Source organism: Myxococcus sp. AM010 (genome assembly GCF_013372585.1).
Classification (GTDB): Bacteria; Myxococcota; Myxococcia; order Myxococcales; family Myxococcaceae; genus Myxococcus; species Myxococcus vastator.
On sequence record NZ_JABXEO010000040.1, the window covers coordinates 25,393 to 40,311 of the forward strand.

The 14,919-nt window shown below is 70.8% G+C and carries 13 protein-coding genes and 1 riboswitch; of the genes, 7 read left to right on the forward strand and 6 right to left on the reverse strand.

The genetic code is table 11. The features are described from left to right. Positions 1-20: 20 nt before the first annotated feature. On the reverse strand, positions 21-1,580 hold the full coding sequence (locus HV826_RS19185; protein WP_176418482.1) for an aldehyde dehydrogenase family protein: 1,560 nt from the start codon (positions 1,578-1,580) through the stop codon (positions 21-23). Continuing rightward, on the reverse strand, positions 1,577-2,941 hold the full coding sequence (locus tag HV826_RS19190; RefSeq protein ID WP_176418483.1) for an aspartate aminotransferase family protein: 1,365 nt from the start codon (positions 2,939-2,941) through the stop codon (positions 1,577-1,579). The genes HV826_RS19185 and HV826_RS19190 overlap by 4 nt, the downstream gene beginning before the upstream one ends. 267 nt (positions 2,942-3,208) lie before the next feature. After that, a riboswitch (cobalamin riboswitch) is annotated at positions 3,209-3,420 on the reverse strand. A 255-nt stretch (positions 3,421-3,675) separates the two neighbouring features. On the opposite strand from HV826_RS19190, the gene HV826_RS19195 reads away from it, so the two are divergent. Next, complete coding sequence (locus HV826_RS19195) at positions 3,676-4,911, forward strand: DUF1501 domain-containing protein (RefSeq protein ID WP_176418484.1); 1,236 nt, start codon at positions 3,676-3,678, stop codon at positions 4,909-4,911. Between the two features lie 146 nt (positions 4,912-5,057). Here HV826_RS19195 and HV826_RS19200 read toward each other — a convergent pair whose 3' ends face one another. After that, a complete protein-coding gene (locus HV826_RS19200) occupies positions 5,058-5,300 on the reverse strand; it encodes a mersacidin/lichenicidin family type 2 lantibiotic (protein ID WP_176418485.1) in 243 nt (80 codons plus the stop codon). An 85-nt stretch (positions 5,301-5,385) separates the two neighbouring features. Next, positions 5,386-8,583 carry a type 2 lanthipeptide synthetase LanM family protein gene (locus tag HV826_RS19205; RefSeq protein WP_368670954.1) on the reverse strand — a complete coding sequence of 1,066 codons (3,198 nt, stop codon included), beginning with the start codon at positions 8,581-8,583 and terminating at the stop codon, positions 5,386-5,388. 208 nt (positions 8,584-8,791) lie between these two features. Between HV826_RS19205 and HV826_RS19210 the strand changes: the two genes are divergently transcribed. The 5 genes from HV826_RS19210 (at position 8,792) to HV826_RS19230 (ending at position 12,747) form a co-directional block, all read left to right on the forward strand. Then, positions 8,792-9,601, forward strand: coding sequence for an alpha/beta hydrolase (locus HV826_RS19210; RefSeq protein WP_176418487.1), 810 nt, complete (start codon positions 8,792-8,794; stop codon positions 9,599-9,601). Between the two features lie 138 nt (positions 9,602-9,739). After that, positions 9,740-9,994, forward strand: a complete 255-nt coding sequence (locus HV826_RS19215) for a hypothetical protein (RefSeq protein WP_176408756.1) — start codon at positions 9,740-9,742, stop codon at positions 9,992-9,994. A 97-nt stretch (positions 9,995-10,091) separates the two neighbouring features. After that, the gene (locus HV826_RS19220; protein WP_176418488.1) at positions 10,092-10,976 is read left to right on the forward strand and encodes an S-methyl-5'-thioadenosine phosphorylase; all 885 of its coding nucleotides are present in this window, start codon (positions 10,092-10,094) and stop codon (positions 10,974-10,976) included. After that, complete coding sequence (gene mtnA, locus HV826_RS19225) at positions 10,973-12,079, forward strand: S-methyl-5-thioribose-1-phosphate isomerase (protein ID WP_176418489.1); 1,107 nt, start codon at positions 10,973-10,975, stop codon at positions 12,077-12,079. The genes HV826_RS19220 and mtnA overlap by 4 nt, the downstream gene beginning before the upstream one ends. Further along, on the forward strand, positions 12,076-12,747 hold the full coding sequence (locus tag HV826_RS19230; RefSeq protein WP_176418490.1) for a class II aldolase/adducin family protein: 672 nt from the start codon (positions 12,076-12,078) through the stop codon (positions 12,745-12,747). Before mtnA ends, HV826_RS19230 begins: the two co-directional genes overlap by 4 nt. On the opposite strand, the gene HV826_RS19235 is transcribed toward HV826_RS19230, so the two are convergent. Continuing rightward, on the reverse strand, positions 12,701-13,927 hold the full coding sequence (locus HV826_RS19235; protein WP_176418491.1) for a metallophosphoesterase: 1,227 nt from the start codon (positions 13,925-13,927) through the stop codon (positions 12,701-12,703). The two genes, HV826_RS19230 and HV826_RS19235, sit on opposite strands and share 47 nt — an antisense overlap. Before the next feature lie 197 nt (positions 13,928-14,124). Then, positions 14,125-14,658 (reverse strand): FHA domain-containing protein, encoded by a 534-nt coding sequence (locus HV826_RS19240; protein ID WP_176418492.1) that lies wholly within the window; start codon positions 14,656-14,658, stop codon positions 14,125-14,127. 63 nt (positions 14,659-14,721) lie between these two features. Between HV826_RS19240 and HV826_RS19245 the strand changes: the two genes are divergently transcribed. Then, a complete protein-coding gene (locus HV826_RS19245) occupies positions 14,722-14,904 on the forward strand; it encodes a hypothetical protein (protein WP_176418468.1) in 183 nt (60 codons plus the stop codon). Positions 14,905-14,919: the final 15 nt, after the last annotated feature.

The window sequence follows — 14,919 nt, forward strand, 5'->3', positions numbered from 1 at the left end:
GAGATTTCCTCGCGGGGGTTTCAGCCCATCCGGGTCTGCGCCTGCTCGCGCATGAACTGGGCGACGTAGTAGGGACCGCAGCCGCCCTTGCCGGACGCGCCGCTGCCCTTCCATCCACAGAACGACTGCACACCGGGCCACGCACCCGTTGTCGCGCCCGTGCGGCGGTTGGCGTACAGGACGCCGGCCTCGGCTTCGGCCATGAAGCGCTCCACGTCCGCGGCGTCGCGGCTGAAGATGCCGGCGGTGAGGCCGTACTCGCAGTCGTTCGCCATCCGCAGGGCTTCATCCAGCGTGCTGAAGCCCGTCACGCCGACGAAGGGCAGGAACAGCTCGTCCCGCATCAGCCGGTGGCCGTGCGACAGCGCCGCCACGGTGGGGGCGACGAAGTGGCCCTTGGCGAGCGCGCCCTCCAGCCGCAGCCGCTCTCCGCCCGCGATGATGGCGCCGTCCCGGCGCGCCTCGTCCACCGCGCGCTCGAAGCGCCGCACCGCCGCCGTGTTGATGACGGGACCGGTGAACACGGACGCCAGCGCCGGGTCGCCCACCACCGCTTCCCGGGCCTTCTTCGCCAGCCCATCGGTGAAGTCGTTCAGCAGCGCCTCGTGCACGTAGATGCGGGACAGCGCGCTGCACTTCTGGCCCGACAGGCCGAAGGCGGAGCGGAAGCAGCCGTCGATGGCGGCCTCCAGGTCCGCGTCGCGGCAGACGATGGCCGGGTTCTTCCCACCCAGTTCCAGGAAGCACGGCCGCACGCGGCCGGTGGACATCACCTGGTGGAGATTCATCCCCACGGCCTTGCTGCCGGTGAACGACACGCCGTCCACGCCAGGGTGCCGCACCAGCGCCGCGCCCAGCGCCTCCCCTTCGCCGTGCACCACCTGGAAGACACCCGGGGGCAGGCCCGCGTCCGCGAGCGCCTGGTACAGGCCCTCCGCGCACCAGGGGGCCTCTTCGCTGGGCTTGAGGATGACGGTGTTGCCACCCAGGAGCGCGCCTCCGCTCATCCCCGCCGCGAGCGCCAGCGGGAAGTTGAAGGGCGAGATGACGGCGAAGACCCCGTAGGGCCGCAGGACGCTGCGCGTGTCCTCGTCGGGCGACAGGCGCGCCATGGGACGGACGAAGCCCTCCGCCTGCTCCAGTTGGCTGGCGTAGTAGCGCAGCAGGTCCGCGGACTCCTCCACGTCACCCAGCGACTCCAGCCGGCTCTTGCCCACCTCCAACGTCATCCGCGCCGACAGCTCCAGGCTGCGCTCGGAGATGAGGTCCGCGGCCCGGCGGAGGATGCGCACTCGCTCCTCCCAGGCCGTGGCGCCCCAGCCGCGCTGGGCCACTCGCGCCACGCGCACCACCCGGTCCAACTCGCTGACGGGCGTGCGGTGGAAGGTGGCGAGCAACTCGTCCGGCCTCGCCGGGTTGCGGCGCTCCAGGAGGTCTCCGCTCCGCCAGGCCTCGCCGGCAATCCACGACGGCAGCGCTTCGCCCAGGCGCCCCCGCACGGTGTTGAGCGCCTCGTCGAAGCGCGCGTGCAGTGTGGACATGTCGGCGTCCAGCACCGAATAGGTGATGCGGAAACTCATGGCTCCCTCCGGAAGTAGTGGTTGATGCCCTGCGCGAGCGTGTCGACCAGCGCGTCGACCTCGGCCTCGGTGATGACCAGCGGGGGGCCCAGCATCAGCAGGTCCCCGTTCGTTCCGTCCGCGTGGCCGGTGTTGGACCAGAGGACGAGGCCGCGCTCGAACAGCTCGGCCATCAGCCCCTCCACCACCTTGCGCGAACGAGGGAAGGGGCGGCGGCTGTCGAGGTCCTCCACGAACTCGACGCCCGCCATCAGGCCCACGCCCTGCACCGAGCCCACATGGGGCAGGGGCCGCAGCGTCTCGCGCAGGCGCCGCTGGAGGTGGGCGCCCACGCGCGCGGCGTGCGCCACCAGGCCGTGCCGTTCGTAGTAGTCGAGTACCGCCAGCCCGGCCGCCGTCATCGCCGGGGCCTGGAGGTAGGTCTGCGCGTGCATGAAGCCGCCGGAGCCCTGCCGCAGCTCCTCCAGGTGCGCCTGCCGCACGAGCACCGCGCTCAGCGGCGCGTAGCCCCCGCTGATGCCCTTGCCGAGCACCAGCAGGTCCGGGGTGAAGTCGAACAACTCACTGGCGAAGAAGCGCCCGGTGCGACCGCAGCCGCACATGACCTCATCGGCGATGGTGAGGATGCCGTACTGCCTGCACAGCGCGCTCACGCGCTCGAAGTAGTCCGGCGGCGGAGGGGAGGCTCCGGCCGAGGAGCCAATCACCGGCTCCGCGATGAAGGCGGCGATGGTGTCCGGGCCCTCGCGGAGGAGCGCCTCCTCCATCAGCCGCGCGTAGTGCGCCGCGCCGTCGCGTTCGTAGTCTTCCAGGCCGGAGCGGTACGGGTAGGGCGCGGGCGTGGTGACGACCTCCGCCAGCATGGGGCCGAAGAACTGCTTGTAGTGGGGACGCTCCGACAGGGAGAGGGCGTAGAGCGTGTTGCCGTGGTAGCCGGGCACGCGCGCAATGACCTTCGTGCGCTGGGGCTGCCCGCGCGCCACGCAGAGCTGCCGGGCGAACTTCACCGCGGCCTCCACCGCTTCGGAGCCCGAGCCCAGGAACGCGGCGCGCTCCAGTCCCGCGGGCGCCAGCGCGCACAGGCGGGTGGCGAGTTGCTCCGTCACCTCGGTGGTGAAGTGGGTGCCGTTGACGTAGGCGACGCGCAGCAGTTGTTCACGGATGCGGTCCACCACCTCGCGGTTGCCGTGGCCCACGCTGGCCACGAGCGCGCCCGCCGAGGCGTCCAGGTAGCGCTTGCCTGTGGCGTCGAAGAGGTGGACACCCCGGCCGTGGGTCACCACGGGGAAGTCGCGCGCGAGGTCGCGCAGCAGCACATTCCCTTGCGGGTAGCGCACGCCCTGCCTGCCTTCGTCCCGCATCGTCCGTCCTCCACGCAGCGCGGACGACCGAGGTCGCCCGACAGGGCTCCCGCGTGGAAGAAGGGTTGTCACGATGCGCGCGGGTCGGCGCACACCAGGCCCCGGAGGAGCCCACGGACCGACCTTCGCCCCCACGGGCGACTGGACACACGAGCGGGGTTGGGTCGGAAAAGCCGAGGTGCGCGCGAAGACTGGCTGGAGGCTCCAGCGCTGCTCGGACCTTCCGGCCGTCCCACGCGGCTCCAGGTCGAAACCGTCCGTGGATTTCTCCCACGGGCGGATGCGGGCAGGTCTTCGGGCTCGTGAGCACTCCGGCCGGAGCCGGATTCCTACTGCTCGTCGCTTCCCAGCTCCCAGAGGGAGCCAGTGCGTGTGACGAGGTTCGTTCTCACCTACCGCTGCGGGGCAGCCCCGGATTCACACCGGGTTCCCTTTTAAGCCCAGGCCGAGGCCCAGGCACCAACATGGGGCGGTATGTACTGTCGGCCTTCTTGGACTGTCAAGGCAGGCTCGCGAACATGGACAGGCTCCGTCTTGAAGCGGGCGCGCATCCGACATCAAGGTTCGCGCCGCGCGCTCGATGGCGTCGGCGATGCGGAACGAACGTGGCACATCCAGACGCAGGTCCCGCTCTTGCGCGCCGTGCCCGTAACTTCTGTCCCGCCCCGGTGTTGAATGAGGGGGCCCTGCCAACTGGGGGCTCCCGTGCCTGGCTCACCGGAGGCGAAGACGCGATGAACCCACTGCTGACCCGTCGTCATCTGCTGCGCGCCCTGGGGTCGACGGCGGTGGGGCTTGCGTGGGCTCCGGGCTCCCTGGGACGGGCGCTCGCGTCCAGCCAGCACGCCTCCACGCGAGGCACGCTGGTGACTGTCTTCCTGCGTGGCGGCGCGGACGGGCTCTCCTTGGTGCCTCCGGTGGAGGATGCCGCGTATCACCGGGCACGTCCCACGCTGGCGTTGAAGGCGCATGGCCCGGACGCCGCGCTGAAGTTGTCAGGGCCCTTTGGCCTGCATCCCAGGCTCGAAGCGTTGATGCCGCTGTGGCGTGATGGCCGGCTGGCGGTGCTGCACGGCGTGGGATTGCCGGCGCCGGTCCGCTCACACTTCGACGCGCAGGACTTCGTTGAATCCGGAACGCCGGGGCGCAAGTCGACACCGGATGGCTGGCTCAACCGCGCGCTGGACGAAGAAGAGGGCGTCGCGCTGCGCGCCGTGGCGTTGCAGCCCACACTGCCCCGGGCGCTGTTCGGAGACGCGGGGGCGGTGGCCATGGGGCGGCTGGAGGAGTTCCGGCTGAGGGGCGGGCGCAGAGGTGAGGAGGCCACCCGAGGCTTCAATGCGCTCTACGCGGGCGCCGTGGACGAGGCGCTGCGGACGACGGGCCAGGACGCTTTCGAGGCGATGTCGCTGTTGGACGAGGCGCGGCTGGCGAAGCGCGCTTCGCGTGCGGCGGTGGAGTATCCGAAGGGGCAGCTCGGACAGCGGCTGCGCGACATCGCGCGGCTCATCCACGGCGAGGTGGGGCTGGAGGTGGCGGCGACGGAGTTGGGAGGCTGGGACACGCACGCCGCTCAGGGCGCCGCGACGGGGGCGTTCGCCAACCGCTGCCAGGAGCTCGGAGGCGCGCTCGCGGCCTTCGCGCAGGACCTGGGGGCTCGGCTGGAGCAGGTGACGGTGGTGGTGCTCACGGAGTTCGGCCGCACGGTGCGGGAGAACGGCAGTCGTGGCACGGACCACGGCGTGGGCAGCGCGATGCTGGTGCTGGGAGGCGGCGTGAGGGGCGGCAAGGTGTACGGGCGCTTTGAGTCGCTGGAGGCGGAGCGCTTGCAGGACGGGCGCGATGTGCCCGCCTGGACGGACGTGCGCGCGCCATTGGCGGAAGTCCTGCGCGCCTGTCGGCCCGGTGTGGCGCTCCAGAAGGTATTTCCTGGCTTCATGTCGCCCCCGGGGTTGGGCCTGTTCGGATAGGCGCTGCGCTCATCTGTCGGCGCGTCACATCACCTCCGTCCGGGACAGACAGGGGAGCGGCCTTCCGCCGCCGCTCCCCCGCCCGAACACGTCCGCATTCACGTTGAGCCGCCACGGCCCTTCCGCGTCAGCTCATGTCCCGTCGCTCAGCGGCAGCAGGCAGACATCCCGCAGGCCGTATAGAGGCAGGTGAGCTCGTTGGGCGTGGGGGTGGCGGGGCAGGTGGCCTCGGCATCGCCGCCGGTGATGAACGCCAGCGTCGCATCCTCCAGCTCCATGACGGACGCGGGGCTGGCCGGAAGCGCGGCGCGCTCCGCGTCGGAGAGGCTGTCGTAGTAGTCGGCGTCACGCCAGGCGCGGAGGATGTGGTTCTTGTCGCTGTGGCTCATGGTGCTGCTCCTCTTGGGTTGTTGGGGGACTGCCTACGGACCGCCAACCCTCGCGGTGCCGGAGTTCGTCGGGAACGAAGCTGCGTCACGAGACGGGAGGCGCCAGGGAGAGCAGGTCCGCCACTCGCTCCGGCGCCGCGAGCCGCAACAATCCGTGGGCGATGCCCGCGAGCCCCACCATCAGTCCCGGTGTCTCGATGCTGTCGGGCAGGCCATGCAGATAGCCGTGTGACTCGATGCCCTGGAGGATGCCGCCCGCGAGCTGGTAGGTGCGCCGCAGCAGCGTGTCATCGTGCAGCGCGCGCGAGGCCTCCAGCAGGAAGAGCACGTTGCCCAGGTCGCCATGACACAGGCCATGGTTGTAGCCGAGGCCCCCGGTGAGCGTGGCCCGGACCGCCGCTGCGATTTCCTCACGCACCCGGTGGTCATCGAGCATGGGCAGTCCGGAGATGCGCGCCAACCCGATGCCGGGTGCGCCGTTGCACCAGCCACACATGAAGGCAGGTCCATCACCGCCGTGCAGGCCTGCGTCGGCGCGCAGGTCGGGCCAGTCGCCGGCCTCGGGCGAGAACCTGCCACGCTCATACGCCAGTGCCTCCATCGCCGCGGTGTGGAAGCGGGGCTCTCCCGTGGCGGAGGCCAGCCGCAGCAGCGCCAGCGCGATGCCCGCTGCGCCATGTGCCAGTCCGCACAGCGCCAGTCCGCCGGTCGCGGGTGAAAGCCAGCCCAGGCCCTGGGATTGGGGCGTGGCCGTCAGGAGCAGCTGCTCCCCACAGACGCGCGCGAGCCGTGACGCACGCTCGGATGGATGCTGCCCCACGAGCGTCAGCAGTCCGAACAGGGCGCCCGCGCAGCCACCCCCCAGGTCCAGGTGCTCGTCCTGTTCCACGAGAGGGGCAATGACATCAACGAAGGACTCGGCGGTCTCGAACAGCGCGCGCTCCCCCCACAGCGCCCCCAGGTGCGTCAGCGCGTAGAGGATGCCGCCCCAGCCATTGAGGATGCCCACTCCGCGGACCTGCGCTGGCGCGGTCTCCAGACGCCACGTCAGGTGACGCAGGGCGCCCCGGGCCGCCTGCGTGAAGCGCGCTTCCTCCGTCAGGGCACCGAGCTGCGCCAGCACCAGCGCGATGCCTGAGAGCCCCTGGTAGAAGTCCGTCCCCACCTGGACGAGCCGCCACTCCTTCGCGTCGGACATCTCGAGCGACAGCCAGTGGGAATGCCCCGCGCCCGAGAACGACAGGACCGCCAGTTGCTCTCCCACGCGTCGTGCCGCCGCCAACAGTGCGTCGGGATGCGCGGGTTCGGGCGTGTCGCGGAACGGATAGCGGGGGCGCGTGCCCGGGCTCGCCGCCATCCGGGCCCGGTCGAGCGCGCTTCGCAGCAAGGCGAGCTGCCGCTCGTGGTCCTCCGGTGACAGCCCCACAAGGCGTCGTCGCGCCCGCTCCAGTCCTGAGTCGTCGAAGAAGTCGGGCAGCCGGCGGCCCGTGCCCGACCACAGGTCCTTCGAGCCGGGCAGGGCGGTGAAGCGGGGGATGTCGCCGCGCTGCAGTTCCTCCTGCTCGAAGGGGATGAGGGCCGCCAGGTATGGGCGCTCCTTCACGGCCAGCCAGAGGTGGTCGAAGAAGCGCTGCCGGTCCAGCGCATCCCCCAGCGCATGGGGATGCATGCTCTCGTGCAGCAGGGCGTCGTAGCTGGCCGTGCCACGAAAGAGCACCCGCACGGGCGCGTGCTCGAAAGCCGCGAGCGGTCCTCCAGGGGCGAGCAGCGCCTCCCGGTGCTCGGCGAGCAGCCGGTACATGGAGGAGAACCCCTGCGCGAGCGCGTCCGCCTGCACCGCCACGGAGACGTCCTGTCCCTCCATTCGAGGACGGTTCGCCGCGCCTGGAATCTCCATCCGCCGCCGCTCGAAGCGGAGCTGGTCCGTGCCGTGCGCCGTCGCCACCAGGTAGCCCAGTGGCGTGAGCTGTCCCTCGTTGGCACCCAGGGCGCTGAAGTCCACCTCCGTGCCGTCCTTCGCGCGCCAGGCAGGTTGGGGCAGCAGCCCGCTCTTGAGCACCGTGCCGTTCAGCACCGCGCCGGGGTGCATCTCCACGTCCCGCATGGAGGCCGCGAGCGTGTGTGGATGGAAGAGCGTCTCCAGGTCCACCAGGACGGGGTGCTCGCCCGCCGCGATGAGGTTCTCGTAATGGATGTCGGTGACGTCCAGCGCGTAGAGCAGCGCGACGAGCGCGCCCTGCCGCAGATGGAAGCGCCGTACCTCCTCTGCCGACTGGCAGGGCGCGGCCTCCACATACTCCATCCACCCATAGCCATCCGAGCAGAGGACCTCCACCATGCGCAGCGCAGGCGTGAGGCCGCGCGCGTTCAGCCAGGAGACGAGGTGCTGGAAGGTGGCCTCCGCCGTGAGCGGGCGCGGCTTGTAGACGAGCCGCAGCCCCGAGGCGAAGCGGAGCAGGAAGACGGTGCGCCCACCTCGGTGCGGGTCTGACAGCCCGCCCTGGGCCTCCACCAACGGACCGGGAGGAGCACCGCCGTGGAAGCGGTGCCACAGCGCGGCGGCGTCCCGGGCCAGTCGCTGCATCAGCTCCACGCCCGTGGCTTCCCACGCGGTGATGGACTCCACGGCTTGCCGCGCGAGCACCGGGTAGCGGCGGAGGATGTCGAGCGCCACGTCGCGTCGCCGGAGCTGCTGGGCGAAGTCCTGGAAGCGTGCTTCGGGCGTGTCTCCCTGGAGCCGTCCTTCGAGCTGGGCGATGCGCAGCTCCACCGCGAGCGTCCGTCCCAGCAAGGGCATCAACGTCCGTGGAAGCGGCGCGAGCAACAGGCGAGCCGTGTGCTCCGGCTCGAACGGTGCTCCGGGCGAGTCCCGCAGGCAGGTGCCCAGGGCGGAGACGAGCCGTGCGTGCGCTTCGTGGACGAGTGGCTCGACCAGGCAGAGCAGGGCCGCGCCCGGTGGCGCGGGCTCCGGCCAGGAGAAGGGTGGCGATTTCTCCGACGTGTAAGCCTGCTCGATGGCACGTTGCCACGGTGGCGGCGCTTCCATGCGTGCCTGCAGCGCCTCCGCGGGTTCTCCCAGGAGGGTGTACAGCTCCGCTTCCGCCAGCCCCGAGGCGCGCAGGCGCTGGGCCCAGAGCGAGTCCCGCGTAAGGGGCTCTTGTTTGCGCCAGCGCTCCAGTCTGCGCTGCGCGCGTGCCGCGTCCACCGCGTCCGGAGTGCCGCACAGCCTGAGCGATGGCAGCCGCTCCTCCAGGGCATGGCCCAGCACCCAATGAGACGTCACGCCTTCTCCCATCCAGGCGGCGGCCTGGGGCGTCCGAGTCGTCCTGTGGTCTGTCTGTGATAGCGCCTTCAATCGCTATCGTGGCATTACCGCCGGGCCGAGCGCCAGGGGGCCTGGTCGGCTGCGGTGGGGATGACTGGTATTGCCCACTGCGAGCGTGACGCCATCCGCTGTCGCGCTGCGTCGCGAACTGCGGCACACTGGGTCAATGCCCCGGCTGCGCCGCATGCTCATCCTCCTCCTGGCCACCCTCGGTTCAAGCTACCTCGTGTTGTGTGTGGCGATGTTCGCGCTGCAGCGCTCCCTGCTCTACCCGGCCCCCAAGGGCACGCCGCCGCTGGCAGAAGGCGACGGCTTCAGCCGCCTGCCGCTGGAGGGAGGCTTGTACGTGGACCTGTTCCACCTGCCGGCGCCTCCGGGCGCGCCCACGGTGGTGCACTTCCATGGCAACGGGGAGCAGGTGCTGACGCAACTGGGCCTGGGCCGCTTGATGCGAGCGAGGGGGCTGGGCTTCCTCACCGTCGAGTACCCGGGCTATGGCGCGTCGCCGGGGCGCCCCACCGAGGAGGGTATCTACGCCGCGGCGGACGCGGCGCTCGCGTGGCTGCGCGCGAAGGGCGTCACGGCGCAGCAGACGGTGCTCAGTGGCCGCAGCCTGGGGACGGGCGTGGCGGTGGAGATGGCGCGGCGGGGGCGCGGCGCCCGGGTCATGCTCGTGAGTCCGTACACGTCCATCCCGGACCTCGGGGCCACGGCCTTTCCCTTCCTGCCCGTCCGCCTGCTGGCCCGGGACCGGTATGACACCGCGTCCAAGGCCGCCGCCTTGAAGCTCCCCGTGCTCATCATCCACGGCGAGGAGGACACCCTCATCCCCGTGGACATGGGGCGCCGGCTGGGCACGCTCTTCCCCCAGGCCGTGGTGGAGACGGTGGCCGGGGCGGGGCACAACGATGTCCTCGAAGACGCTGGAAAGGTTTACAGACATCGGATGGCGTCATTCGCGCTGGGAGAACCATGAACGGCGGAGTTCGCTGGGCTTGACGCTGTTTGTCATTGTCTCCGACCGGACAGCGAATCGTGGGTGTCTGGCTTCATTGGGAGCCGGGTGGAAGACTGGTGCGCGCTTCAGCTCCTCCTCGACTGCAAGGAAATTCCCATGCGAAACGTCATGTCCGTGGTGGTGTCGTTGAGTGCCTCGCTCCTGTTGGCCTGCGGGCCCGTCCCGGAGACTGGCGAAGACGACGCGCTCTCGGAGGAAGCTGCCACCCGGACCGACTCCCTGTCCTGGCGGGATGCTCCCGTCTGTGGTGATGGCGTGTGCTGCATGGAGCGGATGTCGGAGTGTCCTTCCGACTGCCCGAACGGAGATGGCGGGCTGGGCGGCACGGTTTGTTACATCAACCCCTATTGAGCACAGGGGCGCTCCGGCTTGCCCAAGGCCACCGCGACTCCTACGCTCCCTGCCGCCGGCGCGGTCCTTGTGCCGGCGTCCACCGGGAGCCCGCCGCATGTCAAACCCCACCGCACCCGTCATCGGCATCATTGGCGGCAGTGGCCTGTACCAGATCGATGGCCTGACGGACGTCGAATGGAAGAAGGTGACGTCCCCCTTCGGTGAGCCTTCGGACGCGCTGTGCTTCGGCACGCTGGGAGGGCACCGCGTCGTCTTCCTTCCGCGTCACGGTCGAGGCCACCGGCTGGCGCCGACGGACATCAACTTCCGCGCGAACATCGACGCGCTCAAGCGCAGCGGGGTGACGGACCTGCTGTCGCTGTCCGCCGTGGGGGGCCTGCGCGAGGAATACCCACCGGGCACCTTCGTCGTCGTGGACCAGTTCATCGACCGGACCTTCGCCCGGGACAAGAGCTTCTTCGGCACGGGGCTGGTGGCGCACGTCTCCATGGCGAAGCCGGTGTGCTCGCGGCTGGGGGACGCGGTGATTTCCGCGTGCGAGGGCCTGGGCGTCGTCGCGCGCCGGGGCGGCACGTACCTGGCCATGGAGGGGCCGCAGTTCTCCTCCATCGCGGAGAGCCACCTGTACCGGAGCTGGGGCTGTGACGTCATTGGCATGACGAACATGCCGGAGGCCAAGCTCGCGAGGGAGGCGGAGCTCTGTTACGCGACGGTGGCCATGGTCACCGACTTCGACTGCTGGCATCCGGACCATGACGCCGTCACGGTGGACCAGGTCGTCTCCGTGCTGCTGGGCAACGCGGGCAAGGCGAAGGGGCTGGTGAAGAACGTGGTGCCGCTGCTCGGGGCGCACACCGGCCCCTGTGCCCAGGGCTGCCACAAGGCGCTGGACCACGCCATCATCACCGCGCCCCCGGCCTGGGACGCTGGCATGGTGGAGAAGCTGTCCGCGGTGGCGGGCCGGGTGCTGCGCCGATGAAGGTCCATGGCAAGCCGATGCGCTCCATCTGGCTGGCGCCGGACGCACAGGCGGCGGAGGCCATTGACCAGACGCGGCTGCCACATACGCTCATCACCGTGCGGCTGACGACGTTGGATGAAGCCGCCCATGCCATCCGGAGCATGCAGGTGCGCGGCGCGCCCCTCATCGGTGCCACCGCGGCCTATGGTGTCTGGCTGGCTTTGCGCGTGGATGCCTCGGACGGCGCGCTGGAGCACGCGCTCGCGGTGCTGCGGGGCACGCGGCCCACGGCCGTGAACCTGCACTGGGCCCTGGACGACATGCGCCGGCGCCTGGCGCCGCTGCCTCCCGCTGAGCGAGTGGCTTCCGCGCTTCGCCGCGCCGAGGCCATCAGCGACGAGGACGTGGCCATCAACCGCGCCATCGGTGCGCATGGCCTGAAGCTCCTGGAGGCGGCCTGGGCGCGCAAGGGCCGCCAGGGCCGGCTGGAGGTGCTCACGCACTGCAACGCCGGCTGGCTGGCCACGGTGGACTTCGGCACCGCGCTCTCGCCCATCTACCAGGCGCACGACGCGGGCATCCCCGTGCATGTCTGGGTGGACGAGACGCGCCCGCGCAACCAGGGCGCGCAGCTCACGGCCTGGGAGCTGGGGCAGCACGGCGTCCCGCACACCGTCATCGCGGACAACGTGGGGGGCCACCTGATGCAGCACGGACAGGTGGACCTGTGCATCGTCGGCACGGACCGCACCACGGCCCAGGGGGACGTGGCGAACAAGATTGGCACCTACCTCAAGGCGCTGGCGGCGAAGGACAACGGCGTGCCCTTCTACGTGGCGCTGCCCTCGCCCACCCTCGACTGGACGCTGCGGGACGGGGTGCGTGAGATTCCAATTGAGCAGCGCGACGGCACGGAGCTGAGCGACGTCACCGGACGGCTGGCGTCGGGCGAGGTGGCCACGGTGCGGATTACCCCCGAGGGGAGCCCCGCCGCCAACTACGCCTTCGACGTGACGCCCGCGAGGCTGGTGACGGCGCTCATCACCGAGCGCGGCGTGTGCCCGGCTTCGCACGAAGGGCTGCTGTCGCTCTTCCCGGAGCGGCGCGGGGGGGCGGAATGAGCGGCGCGCGCGAGCACCTCGGCCTGCGCGAGTCGATGATTGCCACCGCGCGGCGGATGAATGCGTCCGCGCTCAACCAGGGCACCTCCGGCAACCTGAGCGTGCGCGTGGAGGACGGCTTCCTGCTGACGCCCACCGGCATGGACTACGACGCGCTGGTGCCGGAGGACCTGGTCCTGATGCGCTTCGATGGCAGCCATGAGGGCCGCCGGAGTCCGTCGTCGGAGTGGCAGCTCCACTTGGACATCCTGGCCGCGCGGCCGGAGGTGGGCGCGGTGCTGCATGCGCACTCGATGTTCTGCACCACGCTGGCGTGCCTGCACCGGGACATTCCCGCCTTCCACTACATGGTGTCCGCGGCGGGCGGCACGGACGTGCGCTGCGCGCCCTACGCCACGTTCGGCACCGCGGAGCTCGCGGCCCACGTGCTGGGCGCGCTGGAGGGCCGCAAGGCCTGCCTGATGGCGAACCACGGCATGGTGGCCCTGGGCAGGGACCTCCCGGCGGCCTTCAAGCTGGCCGTGGAGGTGGAGACGCTGGCCGCCATGTACTGGCGGGCGCTCCAGGTGGGTGAGCCGGTGCTGCTGGACGGCGCGGAGATGGCGCGCGTCCTGGAGAAGTTCAAGACGTACGGCCAGCAGCCGACGCCCCCGTCGCGCGAAGGGTGAGGACCGTCACCTCCGTCGGCACGCCGATGCGGAAGGGCAGCCAGTGCCCCGTTCCGCCGGACACGTAGAGCTGGTGGTCGCCGTGGCGGTAGCGGCCCAGCATGTACTTGAATGCGAACCAGAAGGCCGGGACGCCCAGGAAGGCCACCTGTCCGCCGTGGGTGTGGCCGGCCAGCGTCAGCCGGGCGCCGCGCTCGGCCGCGAGCGGGAAGAAGTCCGGGTGGTGCGTCAGGCACAGCACCACCTCTTCGGGCGCCACGTCCCGGAAGCTGGCCTCCGCGGACTGCTGCATGCGCTCCGCCTTCACGCGGTGACTGCGGCCGGACATCGGGTAGTCCACGCCCACCACGCGCACGCGCTGGCCGGCGTGCTCGAAGGCGTGGGACGCGTCCACCAGCAGGCGCACGGGGCCGCCGCGCGCCTCCACGTCGGCGTAGGCCTGGCGGATGGCCCCCAGGCCGCGCCAGTGCTCGTGGTTGCCCAGGATGGCGAGCATGCCGTGGCGGGCCGCGCACTCCGAAAGCGCCGCCATGGTGCCGTCGAGCTGGTCCAGGTCGTCGATGAGGTCCCCCGTCATCACCTGGAGGTCCACCTTGGCGTCGTTCATCGCCCGCACGGCGCTCTGCAGGTACTGGGTGTCGATGAAGGTGCCGACGTGGACGTCCGTAATCTGCCCGATGCGGAACCCGTCCATCGCCGGGGGCAGGCCGGGGAGGTGGATGTCGACTTCGCGGACGGAGAACTGCGTGTAGCCATTGGCGAGCCCCACCGAGCTCGTCCCGGCCGCCAGCAGCGGCACCGCGCGGCCAGCGTTCGTCAGCAGGTTGCGGCGCGCCAGGTTCACCGGTGGGGCGGGGTTGGCCTGGGGCGCGGTGCGGGGAGGCTCCTGGCGGGCGGGGCGGTCCAGCCACCTGCGCAGCAGGAGGAAGGGCGCGCCGATGAGGACCATCATGATGATGGCGACGGACCAGCCCACGGAGAAGACGCGCAGGGCCGCATCCCCCACGGGGAGCTGCGCGTGCCGTCCGGCCACCGCGGAGTAGAGCCACGCCGCCAGGGACAGGAAGGTCCCCAGCGCGAAGACGCCCAGGCGCCACTTCCGGAGCAGGCCGGGCCACAGGGACCGGAGCACGGCCCAGGCGCCGACGTTGAAGACGAGGAGGAACAGCAGCCTGCCCATTTACGGTGCTCCCTTGGCGTGGAGGGGGGCAGTCATAGCCGGGGAGGGCGACATGCGCCGCAGGAAGTGGCTGAGGGACAGGGGCAGGGCAGTCATCTGGCGGGCGTGTGGGGAATCAGGCGGTGGAGGGGCCCGCTGCCGGGCCGTCCCCTGGATGGCCCCTCTACGCTTGGAGTGGGTGTCCCATTCCTCAGCGCTCAGTCCCGGCCGGGGCTGGCCATCCGCAGGTGGGCGTGGAGCGTCTCGGTGCGCAGGTAGAGGAACTGGGCATCGCCGAAGGCCAGGGCATCGCCGTCGTTGAGCATCGGCTCCTGGTCCGGCCCCAGCGAGGACGCGTTGACCCAGGTGCCATTCATGGAGCCCCCGTCACGCACCGAGCAGTCACCTGCCTGGGCGTGCCACCTCAGCGTCGCGTGGTGCTTGGACACGGACGGGTCGGGCACCACCAGGGAGCAGCCTTCGATGCGCCCCACCGTGAACGCCTGTCCCTCCGCCTCCGGCCGGAGGAAGTGGACCTCCAGGGTATCGAACCCGCGCAGCATGACGAGCAGCCGGTCCACGAGCCGTGTCCGGTGGGCCATGCCCACGGTGCGTGCCTCGCCGAGCCGCATGGCCACCTGTTGGAAGACGGGCTCGGGAGGCTGTTGGACCAGCACGACGCGGCCGGATGCTTCGAGGAAGGCCTCCAGGGTTGCCAGGGCGAACGGGCGCAGTTGCTTGACGGACGGCATGGTGCCCGCACCTTAAACCGCGTTGCGCGAAGTTGGCGCCGGACTGCGTCCTTCCCCCGTGGAGTGTCCACCGTCTGTCGGGGGCCGCCGCTGCCTGGAACGTTCGCGGACCTGCCGGCCGCCGACAATCCCGTTCACGAGGGCGTGCGCCGGGACGATGACGGACGCGAACAGGTGGATCGCTTCCTGCGTCCGGACGGGCAGGTGGAGGTCACCTGCGACGGCATCTGCCTGGGTGGCAACTAGCACCCAGGCAGGCGC